At 74.9% G+C, this 13,552-nt stretch carries 12 protein-coding genes; 7 read left to right on the top strand and 5 right to left on the bottom strand.

What is annotated here, in order from left to right:
- The first annotated feature begins 19 nt into the window (after positions 1 to 19).
- The 7 genes from ACFQ79_RS02430 to ACFQ79_RS02460 all read left to right on the top strand — a co-directional run bounded on the left by ACFQ79_RS02430 (position 20) and on the right by ACFQ79_RS02460 (position 8,687).
- Positions 20 to 598: a hypothetical protein gene (locus ACFQ79_RS02430; protein ID WP_383578961.1), complete on the top strand. Its 579-nt coding sequence runs from the start codon at positions 20 to 22 to the stop codon at positions 596 to 598.
- 116 nt (positions 599 to 714) lie between these two features.
- Positions 715 to 2,490 (top strand): asparagine synthetase B family protein, encoded by a 1,776-nt coding sequence (locus ACFQ79_RS02435; protein ID WP_383578962.1) that lies wholly within the window; start codon positions 715 to 717, stop codon positions 2,488 to 2,490.
- Between the two features lie 34 nt (positions 2,491 to 2,524).
- Positions 2,525 to 3,904, top strand: a complete 1,380-nt coding sequence (locus ACFQ79_RS02440) for an aldehyde dehydrogenase family protein (RefSeq protein WP_383578963.1) — start codon at positions 2,525 to 2,527, stop codon at positions 3,902 to 3,904.
- A gap of 302 nt (positions 3,905 to 4,206) precedes the next feature.
- The gene (locus ACFQ79_RS02445; RefSeq protein WP_383579099.1) at positions 4,207 to 5,076 is read left to right on the top strand and encodes an alpha/beta hydrolase family protein; all 870 of its coding nucleotides are present in this window, start codon (positions 4,207 to 4,209) and stop codon (positions 5,074 to 5,076) included.
- A 99-nt stretch (positions 5,077 to 5,175) separates the two neighbouring features.
- Positions 5,176 to 6,498 carry an ATP-binding protein gene (locus tag ACFQ79_RS02450; protein ID WP_383578964.1) on the top strand — a complete coding sequence of 441 codons (1,323 nt, stop codon included), beginning with the start codon at positions 5,176 to 5,178 and terminating at the stop codon, positions 6,496 to 6,498.
- Positions 6,407 to 7,885 (top strand): LuxR C-terminal-related transcriptional regulator, encoded by a 1,479-nt coding sequence (locus tag ACFQ79_RS02455; protein ID WP_383578965.1) that lies wholly within the window; start codon positions 6,407 to 6,409, stop codon positions 7,883 to 7,885. Before ACFQ79_RS02450 ends, ACFQ79_RS02455 begins: the two co-directional genes overlap by 92 nt.
- 37 nt (positions 7,886 to 7,922) lie before the next feature.
- The gene (locus tag ACFQ79_RS02460; protein WP_383578966.1) at positions 7,923 to 8,687 is read left to right on the top strand and encodes a methyltransferase domain-containing protein; all 765 of its coding nucleotides are present in this window, start codon (positions 7,923 to 7,925) and stop codon (positions 8,685 to 8,687) included.
- On the opposite strand, the gene ACFQ79_RS02465 is transcribed toward ACFQ79_RS02460, so the two are convergent.
- From ACFQ79_RS02465 to ACFQ79_RS02485, 5 genes are all read right to left on the bottom strand, one after another.
- Complete coding sequence (locus ACFQ79_RS02465) at positions 8,684 to 9,151, bottom strand: NUDIX domain-containing protein (protein ID WP_383578967.1); 468 nt, start codon at positions 9,149 to 9,151, stop codon at positions 8,684 to 8,686. The two genes, ACFQ79_RS02460 and ACFQ79_RS02465, sit on opposite strands and share 4 nt — an antisense overlap.
- Positions 9,152 to 9,262: 111 nt before the next feature.
- Positions 9,263 to 10,192 (bottom strand): glutaminase, encoded by a 930-nt coding sequence (locus ACFQ79_RS02470; RefSeq protein ID WP_383578968.1) that lies wholly within the window; start codon positions 10,190 to 10,192, stop codon positions 9,263 to 9,265.
- On the bottom strand, positions 10,189 to 11,343 hold the full coding sequence (locus ACFQ79_RS02475) for an enoyl-CoA hydratase/isomerase family protein (protein WP_383578969.1): 1,155 nt from the start codon (positions 11,341 to 11,343) through the stop codon (positions 10,189 to 10,191). The genes ACFQ79_RS02470 and ACFQ79_RS02475 overlap by 4 nt, the downstream gene beginning before the upstream one ends.
- Before the next feature lie 485 nt (positions 11,344 to 11,828).
- Positions 11,829 to 12,512: a GNAT family N-acetyltransferase gene (locus tag ACFQ79_RS02480; protein WP_383578970.1), complete on the bottom strand. Its 684-nt coding sequence runs from the start codon at positions 12,510 to 12,512 to the stop codon at positions 11,829 to 11,831.
- A 297-nt stretch (positions 12,513 to 12,809) separates the two neighbouring features.
- Positions 12,810 to 13,538: a ribonuclease H gene (locus tag ACFQ79_RS02485; protein ID WP_383578971.1), complete on the bottom strand. Its 729-nt coding sequence runs from the start codon at positions 13,536 to 13,538 to the stop codon at positions 12,810 to 12,812.
- Between the last annotated feature and the right edge of the window lie 14 nt (positions 13,539 to 13,552).

Genomic DNA, 13,552 nt, shown 5'->3' on the forward strand with positions numbered 1-13,552 from the left:
GACCCGAGGTACGCACACCATGAACCGTCCCGAAGAGATCGGCTACGCGGACGAACTGCTCGCCGACGGCACCGTCCACCGCCGCTACGAGAACGGCCTGGAGGAGTGGCGCCGCCGCACCTCCGGCCACCCGCACCTGGTGCACTGGCACGACAACCGCGGCGCCTCCGGCACCGACGAGCTGCTCGGCGACCGCATCATCAAGCGCAGCCTCGCCGACGGCACCGTCACCTACGCCCGGGACATCGGCTACGGCCGCACCCTGTGGGCCCGCGGCGAGAAGGTCCTGGTCAACCGGAGCTCCTTCGGCGGCCGGATGGGCGTGCTGCTCGCGGGCCTCGGGGTGGCGACCCTCGCGATCACCGCCGCCCAGCTGCCGCCGCTGAGCATGTCCCCCGAGCAGGAGGAGGCGCTGCGGCAGCAGCAGGCGCAGGCCCAGCAGTCCGGCGGAGGCGGCGGCGACAGCGGTGGCTCGGGGTACTCCGACGACGGCTCGGAGGGGTCCGAGGGGTCCGGGGACGGGTCCGGGGACGGGAACGACTGGGACGCGAACTGGGACGGCGAGGGGGACGCCTGGAACGACGACGACTTCGGCTGATCCACGCCCCGGCGCCCCTTCGCGACCGGCACCACCGGCACCACCCGCACCACCGGCATCACCCGCGCCACCCGCACCACCCGCACGACCGGCAACACCAGGAGAAGGAGCAGTTCGTGGCACGTCTGTGCGCCTGTCTGGCCGCCACCACCGGGCAGGCCCGCGCCCATCTCGACACGATGGGCGCCCTCGGCCCGGGCCATGTCCCGGCCGAGGTCCCCGGCGCCGAGCTGTCGCTGCTCAGCGGTGAACACGGCCGCGCCGAGGGCCCGTTCACCGCGCACGGGCGGACGGCCGTCGGAGAGGTCACCCTGCACAACCGCCCGGTGCTCCTCGCCGCGCTCGCGAAGAGGGCCGCTCCCCCGCCGCCCGACTGCCCGGACGGCGAACTGCTGCTCCACTGCTGGGCGTTGCTCGGGGACGCCGGGGTGGCCCTGGCCGAGGGAATGTTCGTGCTGGCCGTACTCGACGGCCCCGACCTGGTCCTCATCCGTGACCACGTCGGTGCCCGCACCCTGTTCTACGCGCGGGCCGAGACCGCCTGGGCGGCCTCCACCTCGCTGCGTGCGCTGCGCCGCTGGCCCGCGCTCGGCACCTCGATGAACCTGTCGGCGGTCCGTTCCTTCCTCACCTTCGCGTACCTGCCGGGCGAGGAGACCCTGCTGACCGGCGTACGGGAGGTGCTGCCGGGCCGGGTGCTGCGGCTGCACCGGGACGGGACGTCGACCGAGACCGTGCACTGGGAGCCCCGGGAGCGGATCGAGGAGCCTCCGCCGGAGGACCCGAGCGGCCATGTCACCGCGTTGCGGGACCTGTTGGAACGGGCGACGGCGAGCCGGCTGCCCGCCGGCGAACCGGCCGCCGTGCTCCTCTCCGGCGGGATCGACAGCTCCCTGGTCACGGCCCTCGCGGCGAAGCTCCACAGCCACCCGGTGCACACCTACTCGATCAGCTTCGGCGACGACCTGCCGAACGAGCTGGGCTACTCGGGTCTGGTGGCCGCGCACTGCCACACCCGCCACCGGGTCCTGAACGTCTCGGGCGCGGCCGTGGCCGCCCGTCTCGCCGAGGCCGCCGCCCTGCTCGACAGCCCCGTCGGCGATCCGCTGACGGTACCGAACCTGATGCTCGCCGAGGCCGTGGCCGCCGACGGCGCCTCCGTGGTCCTCAACGGCGAGGGCGGGGACCCCGTCTTCGGCGGGCCGAAGAACCTGCCCATGCTGGTCCAGGAGATGCACAGGACTCCGGGCGCGCCCTGGGACGAGGACCGGGCGACCGCGTACCTGCGCGCGTACCGCAAGTGCTGGACGGACCTGCCGGACCTGCTGACGGCGCCGGCGCTCGACGCCCTGCGGGAGGCCCCACCCCTGGAGCGGCACGTGGCGCCGTATCTGACGGCCGCCGGCGGCAGCCCGTACCGGATGGGACACCTCCTCAACCAGCTGCTCCACTGCAACCTGCGGACCAAGGGCGCCCACCACATCCTCACCAAGGTGGAGCGGTTGACGTCCTCCCAGGGGGTGGAGGGCCGTTCGCCGCTGTTCGACCGGTCGGTCGTCGACCACGCCTTCGCGACCCCGCCGGCCTTCAAGCTCCGGGGCACGGCGGAGAAGTGGATCCTCAAGGAGGCGGTACGCGACCTGCTCCCGGGCACGGTGGTCGACCGGCCCAAGAGCGGGATGCGGGTGCCCGTCCAGCAATGGCTGACGGGCCCGCTGCGCGATCTCGGCCAGGACCTCCTCCTCGGTCCCAGGTCTATGGAGCGCGGTCTGTTCCGGCCGGAGACGGTCCGGGCCTGGCTGCGGGGCGAGGGCGCGCTGCTGCCCCGGCAGGGCGGCAAGTTGTGGCTGGTGCTCACCCTGGAGCTCTGGCTGAGGTCGTACGACGTGTGAACCCGCACCACCCCGATGGACGAAAGGCCCCCGCATGACCAGCGACGCAACCGGCACACCCGCCGTGTCCGAACTGACCGACCCCCGTACCGGGGCGCCGCGGGGTACGGCCGCGCTGTCCCGGCTGCCCGAGGTCCGGGCGGCCGTGACCGGCGCGCGTGCCGCCCTGCCCGGCTGGAGCGCCCTCACGCCCAAGGACCGGGGCCGGCGCCTCGACCGGCTCGCCGGTCTGATCGAGGAGCACGCGGCGGAGTACGCGGCCCGCGAGGGGGCCGGGACCGGCAAGCCGGTGGCGGAGACGGCGGGCGAGATCGAGCAGGTCGCGGACCTCTTCCGCTTCTTCGCGACGGCGGCCAGGACCCGCACGGCACCGGCCGCGGGCCTGCTGGTGGCGGGCCACGAGAGCTGGGTGCGCTGGGAGCCCGTCGGCGTGGTGGGTGTGGTCGTGCCGTGGAACTATCCGCTGCTCATGGCGGCCTGGCGGTGTGCGCCGGCCCTGGCGGCCGGGAACACGGTGGTGGCGAAGCCGGCCGAGACGACCCCGGACAGTCTGGAGCTCCTCGCGGAGCACGCCGTGCTCGCCCTGGGCCCCGGGGTCCTCACGCATCTCCCCGGCGACCGGGAGACGGGCCGGCTGCTCGTCGAGTCGGCGGTGGACATGGTGGCGTTCACGGGCAGCGGCCGGGCCGGGGCGGACGTGGCGGTCCGCGCCGGGACGCGGCGGGTGAGTCTGGAACTGGGCGGCAACGCTCCGGCGATCGTCCTCCCGGACGCGCCCGGCGACACCTGGGAGTCGCTCGCCGACGCCGCCACGTACAACGCGGGGCAGAGCTGCGCCGCTCCGGCACGGGTCATCACCCTGCCGGAGAACTACGAGGCCGCCGTCGCCGGACTGTCGGCGGCGATGGCCGCCCGGGTGGCCGGACGGGACTTCGGCCCGCTCAACAACCCCGGCCAGACGGAGCGTTACGACCGTCTCGTAGCCGCGTCCGACGCCAAGCGCGACATCGTCGCGGACATCGCCCCGGCGCCGGGCGAGGAGGCGGGGCACTGGCGGCCCGCGCGGGTGCTCGCCGACCTCCCGGACGACGACCCGGCGGTCACCGAGGAGGTGTTCGGCCCGCTCCTCACCGTGCAGCGGGCCGACGGGGTGGAGGCCGCGCTCGCCCTGGCGAACGGAGTCCCGCAGGCCCTCGCCGCGAGCGTGTGGACCACCGACCTGACGACCGGTCTGGAACTGACGGCCGCGCTGGACGCGGGCGAGACCTGGGTCAACTGCCATCTCGTGCAGACGGCGGAACTCCCGCACGGCGGCCGCGGCGCCTCCGGCCACGGCACCGACCTGAGCACGCTGGCACTCCAGGAGTACCAGCGGCCGAAGACGGTCACGGTCCGGGTGGGACGCCGGGCCTAGGAGTCGTACCACTCGGAGACCGGAGCCGTCCTTCCCGGAGACCGGAGTCGTCCTTCCCGGAGACCGGAGTCGTCCCTCGCAGAGACCGAAGCCGTCCCTCGCGGAGACCGGAGCCGTCCTTCTCGGAGACCGGAGTCGTCCCTCTCGGAGAAGACCGGCGATTCTGCCGATGCCCGTGGGACGTGGCGGCCGGACAGTGGCCGGGCCAGTTCACGGCGTGGCCGCCGTCCGGACGCCCGGGCGGCCGTCACCCCACGACACGAGAGGACGACTCCGTCGTGACACGACACTTCGGCGCGGCCATGGCCGCCGCCTGTCTGACCCTGCTGCTCGCCCCCGGCGCCCAGGCCGCCGGCTCCGCTCCCGCGAGCACGGCGGCGGCCGCGGGCAATCCGTACGAGCGCGGCCCTGCGCCCACCCAGTCGAGCATCGAGGCGCTGCGCGGCTCGTACACCGTCGGCGAGACGACCGTCTCCTCGCTCGCCGTCAGCGGCTTCGGCGGCGGAACCGTCTACTACCCGACGTCCACGAGCGACGGCACGTTCGGCGCCGTGGTGATCTCGCCGGGGTTCACCGCCTACCAGTCCTCGGTGGCGTGGCTCGGGCCGAGGCTGGCCTCCCAGGGCTTCGTGGTGTTCACCATCGACACCCTGACCACGGTCGACCAGCCCGACAGCCGTGGGCGGCAGCTCCTGGCGGCACTCGACTACCTGACCCAGCGCAGTGCCGTGCGGGGCCGCGTCGACGCGAGCCGGCTCGGTGTGATGGGGCACTCGATGGGCGGCGGCGGCACCCTCGAAGCTGCCAAGGCCCGGCCGTCGCTCAAGGCCGCCGTTCCCCTCACCGCGTGGAACACGGACAAGACCTGGCCCGAGATCACCACGCCCACGCTGGTCATCGGCGCGGACGGCGACACGATCGCCCCCGTCGCCACCCACTCCGAGCCGTTCTACGAGAGTCTGCCCGGCTCCCTCGGCAAGGCGTACCTGGAGCTCAACGGCGCCACGCACTTCACCCCGAACTCGTCGAACACGACGATCGCGAAGTACAGCCTCTCCTGGCTCAAGCGGTTCGTCGACGACGACACCCGCTACGACCAGTTCCTGTGCCCGCTGCCGCGGCCCGGTCTGACGATCGACGAGTACCGGGGCACCTGCCCGCTCGGTTCCTGACGCCCTGTGCACCGTCACAGAGCCCGGTTCCCGGGTCTGGGCCACTGCCCAGACCCGGGAACCTACCGCCGTTCCGTACGGCTCGGTAACGTGACCGCCGTGAGCGGAGCGACGCACCCCGCAGGCGGCCCGCGGCTCTACGACCGGACGGCCGAACTCGCCGCCGTGGCCCGCCTGTCGGCCCGTGCGGCGGCCGGACGGGGCGGCGTCCTGTTCGTCACCGGCAACCCCGGCGAGGGGCGCACCGCCCTCCTCGCCCGGGCGGCGTACGACTTTCCCGGCAGGGCGTACCGGGTCTCCGCGCCCCACCACCGGGGCCCGTGGAGCGCGGCGCGGGCGCTGTTCACGGAGCTCGCCGCCACCCCGGCGGCCGGACGCCGGGCCCTGCGGCTCGCGCGGAGCGAGGGCGGGTTCGCCCGGGCCGTGGCCGCCTTCGCCACCGAGGTGGAAGCCGTACTGATCTGTGTGGACGACCTCCATCTGTGGGACGCGCATTCACGGGCCGCCCTCGCCGCGGCCTGGCGGGAGACGGGCATGCGGAGGCCGGGCCGGGTGGGGTGGCTGGTGTCGGCCGCGCGCCACCACCGGTTCCCCGAGGTGTCGGCGGCGGAGACGGTACGGCTGGGCAGACTGACCACGTCAGGGGCGCGGGCGCTGCTCGACGACCTGTGCCCGGGGGCCGCCGCGGCGCCGGTCGGGGAGCGGCTGCTCGACGAGGCGGCCGGGCATCCCGGCGTCCTGGCCGCGGCGGTACGGCGCCTGACCGCGCCTCAGCTCTCGGGGGCCCGGCCCCTGCCGCGGCCGGCGGTCGACGACACGGTCCTGACCGAGGTGTACGGAGGACTCCTGGAGCGCCTCCCCGCGGCCTCGCGTCGTCTGCTCGCCACGGTCGCCGTGGTGGCCCTGGCGGGCCGCGCGGGGGCCGGGGCCGACGGTCTGAGCACGGTGGCGTACGGGGTCGGTGGCGGTGGCGGGTCGGCGCCCGTCGGGGCGCGCGGTACCCGTGCCCCGGCCGAGCCGCTGGAGGGGCTGGTGGCGGACGGGCTGCTGCGCCGCCGCAGGGGCGGGGCGGTCGGCTTCGAGGACCCTTTCCTCGGGCGTGCCGCGCTCGCCTCGGCCCGGCAGCCCCGGCGGGGCAGGACCGGGGGGGGGGGCGCCCGCGCGGCGGGGGGCGCGCCCCGCGGCCACAACGGCCGGGGGCACCGCCGAGATGCCTACGGCGGACGGCCCGGTCACGGGCGCGGCTCCCCTCTCGGCCCACCCGCCGGCAGGGGCTGCGCTCGCGCGGGGGGAGGGGCACCGTGCCGACCGGCTGGGGCCGTCCGCCGCCGTGCGCGCGCTCTCGCCGGTCGCCCTGGGCCGTGCGCAGCTGGTCCGGGGGCTTGCGGCGCTGGCCGGCGGCCCGGTCATGGACGCCCATGAGGCGCTGCTGCAGGCGGCGGAACTGCTGCGGGGGCGGGCGCCGGTGGAGGCCTCCGACGCCCGGTTCCTGGCGATGGAGGCGGCGTGGGCGGGCGGCGACGTGGAGGCGTGCCTGGCCGCCCTGGACGGCGGTGAGGACGTGAGTGGCCTGGAGCGCGACTTCGCCGACGGGCTGAGCGCCGCGTTGACCGTACGGCTGGACGACGCCCGTACGGCTCTGGCGCGGGTGGTCGCCGGCGACGGAGGCGCGGACGATCCCCGGCTGCTCCTCCGGGCCGGGGCGGCGGCGCTCGTCCTCGGCGACACCACCGCGGCGGCCCGGATCCATGCCCGCGCCCTGGTCCGGGCACGGGCGGAGCACCGTACCGCGCTGCTGCCCCACGCGCTCGAACAGCTCGCGTACGCCGAACTGCGGGCCGGCCGGTACAGCCGGGCCGCGCGAGCGGCGCGGGAGGGGCTGCGGACGGCGGAGGCGACGGGCCAGCACAACGTGGCGGCCCACCAGCACGCCGTACTTGCCCTGGTGGCATCGGTGGAGGGCGACGGGCCCGCGGTGACGGAGCACGCCGGCCGCGCGCTCGCGACGGCGGGACCGCACGGGCTCGTGCAGGCCGCGACGCTCGCGGAGTGGGCGCTGGCGCGGGCCGAAAGGGGCCGGGGTCTGGCCGCCCAGGCGGCCGCGCGGCTCGTGCCGTTGGTCCGGCCGGGTCCCCGGGGCGGTCACTTCGCGCTGCGCATGCTGGTGGTCCCCTGCTTCGTGGAGACCGCGGTCGCGGCCGGCCGGGACGCGGAGGCGCGGGACGCGGCCGAGGAGTACGCGGCGTGGGCCGCGCTGGGCGTCGACGGTCCCGCGCGGGCGCAGTCGGCACGCTGCCGGGCGCTGCTCGCGGAGGGCGAGGCGTCGGCGTACTGGTTCCGTGAGGCGGTGCGCCGCCACGACAGCTGCGGGAACGACTTCGAGCGGGCCCGCACGCTTCTCGCGTACGGCACGTGGCTGAGGCGCCGCCGTAGGCCCGGGGACGCGCGCGGTCCGCTGCGCGACGCCCTGGTGACCTTCGAGCGGGCCGCCGCCGAGGGCTGGGCCGAGCACGCGCGCTCCGAACTCCGTGCCACGGGAGGCGCATCGGGCGGGGCGGCGGACCCGGCGGCGCTGCGCGAGCTGACCCCGCAGCAGCAGCGCATCGTCCGCCTCGTCGCGCGGGGCGCCACCAACCAGGAGGTCGCCGACCATCTCTCCCTCAGCCCCCGCACCGTGGACCATCATCTCCGGGGCGTCTTCGCCCGGTTGGGCATCCGGTCCCGGGTCGAACTCCCGGGCGTGGTGGACGGGTGGGACGCGGACCGGGAGGACCCTGCGCCGGCGGCCGCGCGGCCGCCGGGCCGGTGACCCGGCCCCCGGCCGGGCGGCGGGTGATGATGAGGGGATGACACCCTCCTTCGAAGAACTCGTCGCGGAGGCCTCCGAGGCGTCCGTCGACGGCTGGGACTTCTCCTGGCTCGACGGCCGTGCGACGGAGCAGCGGCCCTCCTGGGGTTACCAGCGGATGCTCGGCGACCGGCTCGGGCGGGCCTCGGCCGGCCTCGACGTGCAGACGGGCGGCGGGGAGGTCCTCGCCGGTGTGCCGACGCTGCCGCGGACGATGGTGGCCACCGAGTCGTGGCCCCCGAACCTCGCGCGGGCCACCGCGCTGCTGCACCCGCGGGGAGCCGTCGTCGTCGCGGATCCCGACGAGCCTCCGCTGCCCTTCGCCGACGCCGCGTTCGACCTCGTGACCAGCCGGCACCCCGCCACGGTGTGGTGGGCGGAGATCGCCCGCGTCCTGCGGCCCGGCGGCACCTACCTCGCCCAGCACGTCGGTCCCGCCAGCGTCTGGGAACTGGTCGAGTACTTTCTGGGCCCGCAGCCGGAGGCGGCCCGGCACCGGCACCCCGACGACGAGAGCGCGGCGGCGCGCGGCGCCGGTCTCGAGATCGTCGACCTCCGCTCCGAGCGGCTGCGGATGGAGTTCCACGACATCGGCGCCGTCGTGTGGTTCCTGCGCAAGGTCGTCTGGATCGTGCCGGGGTTCACGGTGGAGTCCCACCTGCCGCGGCTGCGCGCACTCGACGCGCAGATCCGCGCGGAGGGCCCGTTCGTGGCGCACTCCGCGCGGACCCTGATCGAGGCGCGCAGGCCGGAGCAGGTCTAGCGCTCCAGGTACGCGGCGCGGGGGACGGCGCCGGACACCAGGGGGGCCATGTGCGCGCGGTAGCGGGGCGACAGGGTCTCGAGGGAGGTGATCTTCTCCAGCGGGATCCAGTCGAGGCCGATCTGGTCGATGTCCTGCTCGGTTCCTCCGACGAGTTCGGGGCTGCCGTCCACGGTGCAGAGGAAGACGACTTCGACCCGGTGGAAGTTCTCGGAGCTGAGCGTGCCGGGGTCCTCGGTCCAGCCCTCCAGGACCCAGAGCAGCGGGCCGACCCGCACGGTGAGCCCGGTCTCCTCGTGCACCTCGCGGCGGAGGGCGTCGGGCAGCAGCTCGCCGGTCTCCTGGCCCCCGCCGGGGAGGAAGTGGCACTCCCGGCCGTTCCAGAGGTTCCGGGTGAGCAGGACGGACCCCTCGTGCAGGACGACGGCCTTCGCGGAGGTGCGGATGCGGGTGGGGACGGTCATGGGGGTCTCCTCGGTCCGGGCGGTCGGCCACCCCGGCAGCATGCCCACCCCGGACGACGGCATGCCGCGCCCCGATCGGCCGCGGCGGCGGAGGCGCGCCGTCCGGGAGGGTCAGAAGACCGACAGGCCCGTGATGGTCGTGAAGCGGTCGAGGGCGGTCACGCCGGCCACCGAGTTGCCCCGGTCGTCGAGACCCGGGCTCCAGACGCAGAGCGTGCAGCGGCCCGGTACGACGGCGACGACCGCTCCGCCGACACCGCTCTTGCCCGGGAGGCCCACCCGGTAGGCGAAGTCACCGGCCGCGTCGTACGTGCCGCAGGTGAGCATGACGGCGTTGACCTGCTTGGCCTGGCTGCGGGTCAGCAGCCGTGAGCCGTCGGCGCGCAGGCCGTGGCGGGCCAGGAAGCCGGTGGCGAGGGCCAGGTCGGCGCACGACGCTTCGAGGGAGCACTGGCGGAAGTACTCGCGGAGCAGGTCGGGCACCGGTCCCGTGATGTTGCCGTAGGAGGCCATGAAGTGGGCGAGGGCCGCGTTGCGGTCGCCGTGGGCGGCCTCCGACGCGGCGACGCCGGTGTCGAAGGCCAGGTCCGGGTTGCCGCTCTCGGCGCGCAGGAAGGCGAGCAGGCTGCCCGACGCGTCGCCGGTCAGCCGGTGCAGGCGGTCGGTGACGACGAGCGCGCCGGCGTTGATGAACGGATTGCGCGGGATGCCGTTCTCGTACTCCAGCTGGACCAGGGAGTTGAACGGGTCGCCTGAGGGTTCCCGGCCGACGTGGGCCCAGAGCGTGTCGCCCTCTCCGGCGAGGGCGAGCGCGAGGGTGAAGACCTTGGTGACGGACTGGGTGGAGAAGGGCCGCCGCCAGTCCCCCACCCCGTAGACCGTGCCGTCGAGTTCCGCCACGGCCATGCCGAAATCGGCGGGGTCTCCGGCGGCGAGCGCGGGGATGTAGTCGGCCGGGGTGCCCCGGTCGGTGAGTGCGGCGATCTCCTCGGCGATGCGGTCGAGGACGGGCTGGAAGGAGGTGGTCGCGTTCGTGGTCACGCGCGGTCCCGTGGTCCCCGGGCCTCGGTGGCGGCCCGGAGGGAGGTCCCGTCGTCGGCGGCCTGCCCGGCGGCCTGCCGGTTCGCCTCGTCCTGCAGGGCGGCGGCGAGGCCGAGGTCGCCGCCTGCCGGTACGGCGAAGGCGCGGGCGACGGCCTCGTCCGTGACCTCGGGGAGCGTGGCCGGGGTCCAGCGGGGGTTCCGGTCCTTGTCGACGACCTGGGCGCGGATGCCCTCGACGAGGTCGGGGCCGGTCAGGGCGGCGCAGGAGACGCGGAACTCCAGGTCGAGGACCTCTTCGAGGGTCGCGAGGGCCCGCGAGCGGCGCAGGGTGGCCAGGGTCGTCTTGAGGGCGGTCGGGGACTTCGCGAGCAGGGTGGTGGCCGCCTCCTTGGCGGCGGGCAGGCCGGTGTCGAAGAGGCGCTCCACGACGGTCTCGACGGTCTCGGCCGGGTAGCAGGCGTCGATCCACGCCCGCTGCTCGGCGAGGACGCCGGGCGGCGGCGTGGCGGTGTGCCGGGCGACTGCCTCCGCGGCCGGGAGCCGGGCCAGGTCCCGGACCAGGGCGGGCAGTTCGGCGGAGGGGACGAAGTGGTCGGCGAGGCCGGTGAGGATCGCGTCGGCGGCGCCGACGTGGCCGCCGGTGAGGGCGAGATGGGTGCCGAGCTCGCCGGGGGCGCGCCCGAGGAGGTACGTACCGCCGACGTCGGGGACGAATCCGATGCCGGTCTCCGGCATGGCGACCCGGGAGCGCTCGGTGACGACACGGACGGATCCGTGCGCGGAGACGCCGACGCCGCCGCCCATGACGATGCCGTCCATGAGGGCGACGTACGGCTTGGGGTAGCGGGCGATACGGGCGTTGAGCCGGTACTCGTCGCGCCAGAAGGCCGCGGATGCGGAGCCGCCGGCGCGTGCGTCGTCGTGGATGGCGCGGATGTCGCCGCCGGCGCAGAGCCCGCGCTCGCCCGCGCCCTCGATGACGACGGTCGTGACGGCCGGGTCGTGCTCCCAGTCGGTCAGGGCCGCGTCGAGGGCGAGGACCATGGTGTGGGTGAGCGCGTTGATGGCGCGGGGGCGGTTCAGGGTGAGGAAGCCGGCCCGGCCCTCCGTCCGGAGGAGTACGTCGGCGGTTCCGGTCGGCACGTTCACTCGGTCCCTTCGCTGGCACGGGGCGCTGTCGCGATCACCGTACCGGGCGGGCCGGGAGGCGGCCCAGGTGGATCCGGGGATCACCGCTGGTCATCCGCCCCGGCGGACGCCCGGGGTGTCGTGCGGGCGGCGAGGACCGGCGGCGCGGTCCAGCCGGTGGCGCCGGCGAAGCAGACGTTGATCATGCCGGTCACCGCAGGCGCGGGGAGACGCCGGAAGCGGGAGGCAGGGGGACCCGCCGCGCGGAGGAGCGCAGGGGGGACGAGCGGGGGGGGACGAGCGGGGGGGGACGAGCAGGGGGGCAGGGCGCGGGAACAGGGGGCGGGAAGGACTCATCCGCTTCTCGCGGATCCTGATTGCACGGTGCGCGGTTATGTGACGGCCGCTACCCCGCGTCCTCATATGTCGAGTCCTCCCCGTCCCTTCCATGGAACCACCGCTCCGGCGGGGGCGCGAGCGCCCGCCGGAGCGGTGCCGGAAGGGGTTCAGGCCGGGAGCAGATCCTGCGGAACGCGCACCTGGCGGGGTGTGGACATGCGGAGTTCGACGATGTCCCGGACGGTCGGCCATTCCTCGTCGAGGATCGAGTAGAAGGCCGTGTCGCGGACGGCTCCGTCGAGCCCGCGGGAGTGGGCGCGGCGGACCCCTTCGCAGCTCGCTCCGAGGCGCTCGATCGCGATTCTGGAGCGGGTGTTGCGGGCGTCCGCGCGCATCGTGATGCGGCGCACGCCCCAGGCTTCGAAGGCATGCCGGAGCATGAGGTACTTGGCCTCGGTGTTGATGCCGGTACCCCGGGCGTCGCCGGCGATCCAGGTGTTGCCGATCTCGGCGGCGTCCGGCACGGAGGTCAGCGGATCTCCGTGGGGCATGCCGGGGGCGGGCGGCCAGACCAGCGGCCCCCGCCAATAGTCGAGTTCGAGGAACCGGGTCGAACCGATGACTCGCTCGTCGGCCGTACTGACCAGGGCGAAGGGCAGGGATCTTCCTGCCGCCTGATCGGTCAGGGCACGGGCGATGTAGTCGAGGGCCGATTCGAAGCCGTCGGGTACGGGGGTGAAGGCGTAGGCCGATCGGTCCGCCCCGCCGGCCCGGGCGAGGGCTTCGGCGTGCCGCATCGCCAGCGGCTCCAGGCGCACGGAGCGCCCGGTCAGGAGAACAGGTACTGGCACGGAACCTCGGGTCTTTCACGGGCAGGGAAAGCTTCCGCCGAGGGGTCGCCGCGGCGGCAGCAGGAGGGAGGTTCTCGCCGGTGCCGACCACGTCAAGAGAGCGACAAATGAGCAGGTAAAACGGTTCGTCACCGGTGGCGAGGAGGACAGTATGCAGCCACAAGCGCTCGGAGAACAGAACCTCCGGCGAACCCGGGTACACGCCTGGGTGAAGGCTGGCGCGCGCCCGGGTGGACCGGTCTCAAGCAACGGACGGAGCCGCCCGCCAGTCGGACGGCCGGAGGGTCCGGAAGGGGATCAGACGCAGGTGGGATGGCCCCAGCCGTCGGGGTTCTTCGCGATGGTCTCGCCCTTGTCGTAGGCCTTGCCGCAGCGGCAGCGGCCCGAGAATCTCGCCTTCAGCGTGCCGCCGGACGGGCGACTCCGGCGGGCGGCCGAACCGCCGCCCGCGCCACCGGAGGAGCCGGCCGTCGAGGCGTCGGCGGAGCCGGACGGCGCTGAGGAGCGCGCGCGGGGCGCGGAGGCGCGTGTCGGCGCTTCGGGGGGCGGCAGCGGGGCTCCGGCGGCGGAGCCGATGGGCTCCTGCGTCCGGGCGGTGTGGCTGGCCGCGCGGTCGGCCGCGTCGTTGAGGGGGTCGCCGTCGACCTGGTGCGCCGGGACGTAGACGAAGTCGACGTCCCGGCCGGTGAGGAGCGCGTCGATCCGGACGACCAGCTCCTTGTTGGCCACGGGGCTGCCGGAGGACGTCTTCCAGCCCTTGCGACGCCAGCCGGGCAGCCAGGTCGTGACGGCCTTCATGGCGTACTGCGAGTCCATCCTGACCTCGACCGGCACCGCCGGGTCGAGGGTTTCGAGCAGCCGTTCCAGGGCCGTGAGTTCGGCCACGTTGTTGGTCGCGCGGCCGAGCGGGCCGGCCTCCCAGCGGTCGATCGCTCCGTCGGCGCGGCCGATGACCCATGCCCAGGCCGCGGGCCCGGGGTTTCCCTTCGACGCGCCGTCGCACGCCGCGATGATCTTTTCCACCATCCCACGATCCTGAC

The sequence above is a fragment of the Streptomyces sp. NPDC056480 genome (assembly GCF_042795405.1).
In the GTDB taxonomy this organism is placed as follows: Bacteria; Actinomycetota; Actinomycetes; order Streptomycetales; family Streptomycetaceae; genus Streptomyces.

What these genes read in the sequence shown, in the direction of transcription:
- ACFQ79_RS02465 (WP_383578967.1), bottom strand. Translation starts at nt 9,151, where the DNA reads ATGACCGTCCCCACCCGCATCCGCACCTCCGCGAAGGCCGTCGTCCTG.
- ACFQ79_RS02460 (WP_383578966.1), top strand. Translation starts at nt 7,923, where the DNA reads ATGACACCCTCCTTCGAAGAACTCGTCGCGGAGGCCTCCGAGGCGTCC.
- ACFQ79_RS02440 (WP_383578963.1), top strand. Translation starts at nt 2,525, where the DNA reads ATGACCAGCGACGCAACCGGCACACCCGCCGTGTCCGAACTGACCGAC.
- ACFQ79_RS02430 (WP_383578961.1), top strand. Translation starts at nt 20, where the DNA reads ATGAACCGTCCCGAAGAGATCGGCTACGCGGACGAACTGCTCGCCGAC.
- ACFQ79_RS02445 (WP_383579099.1), top strand. Translation starts at nt 4,207, where the DNA reads ATGGCCGCCGCCTGTCTGACCCTGCTGCTCGCCCCCGGCGCCCAGGCC.
- ACFQ79_RS02485 (WP_383578971.1), bottom strand. Translation starts at nt 13,538, where the DNA reads ATGGTGGAAAAGATCATCGCGGCGTGCGACGGCGCGTCGAAGGGAAAC.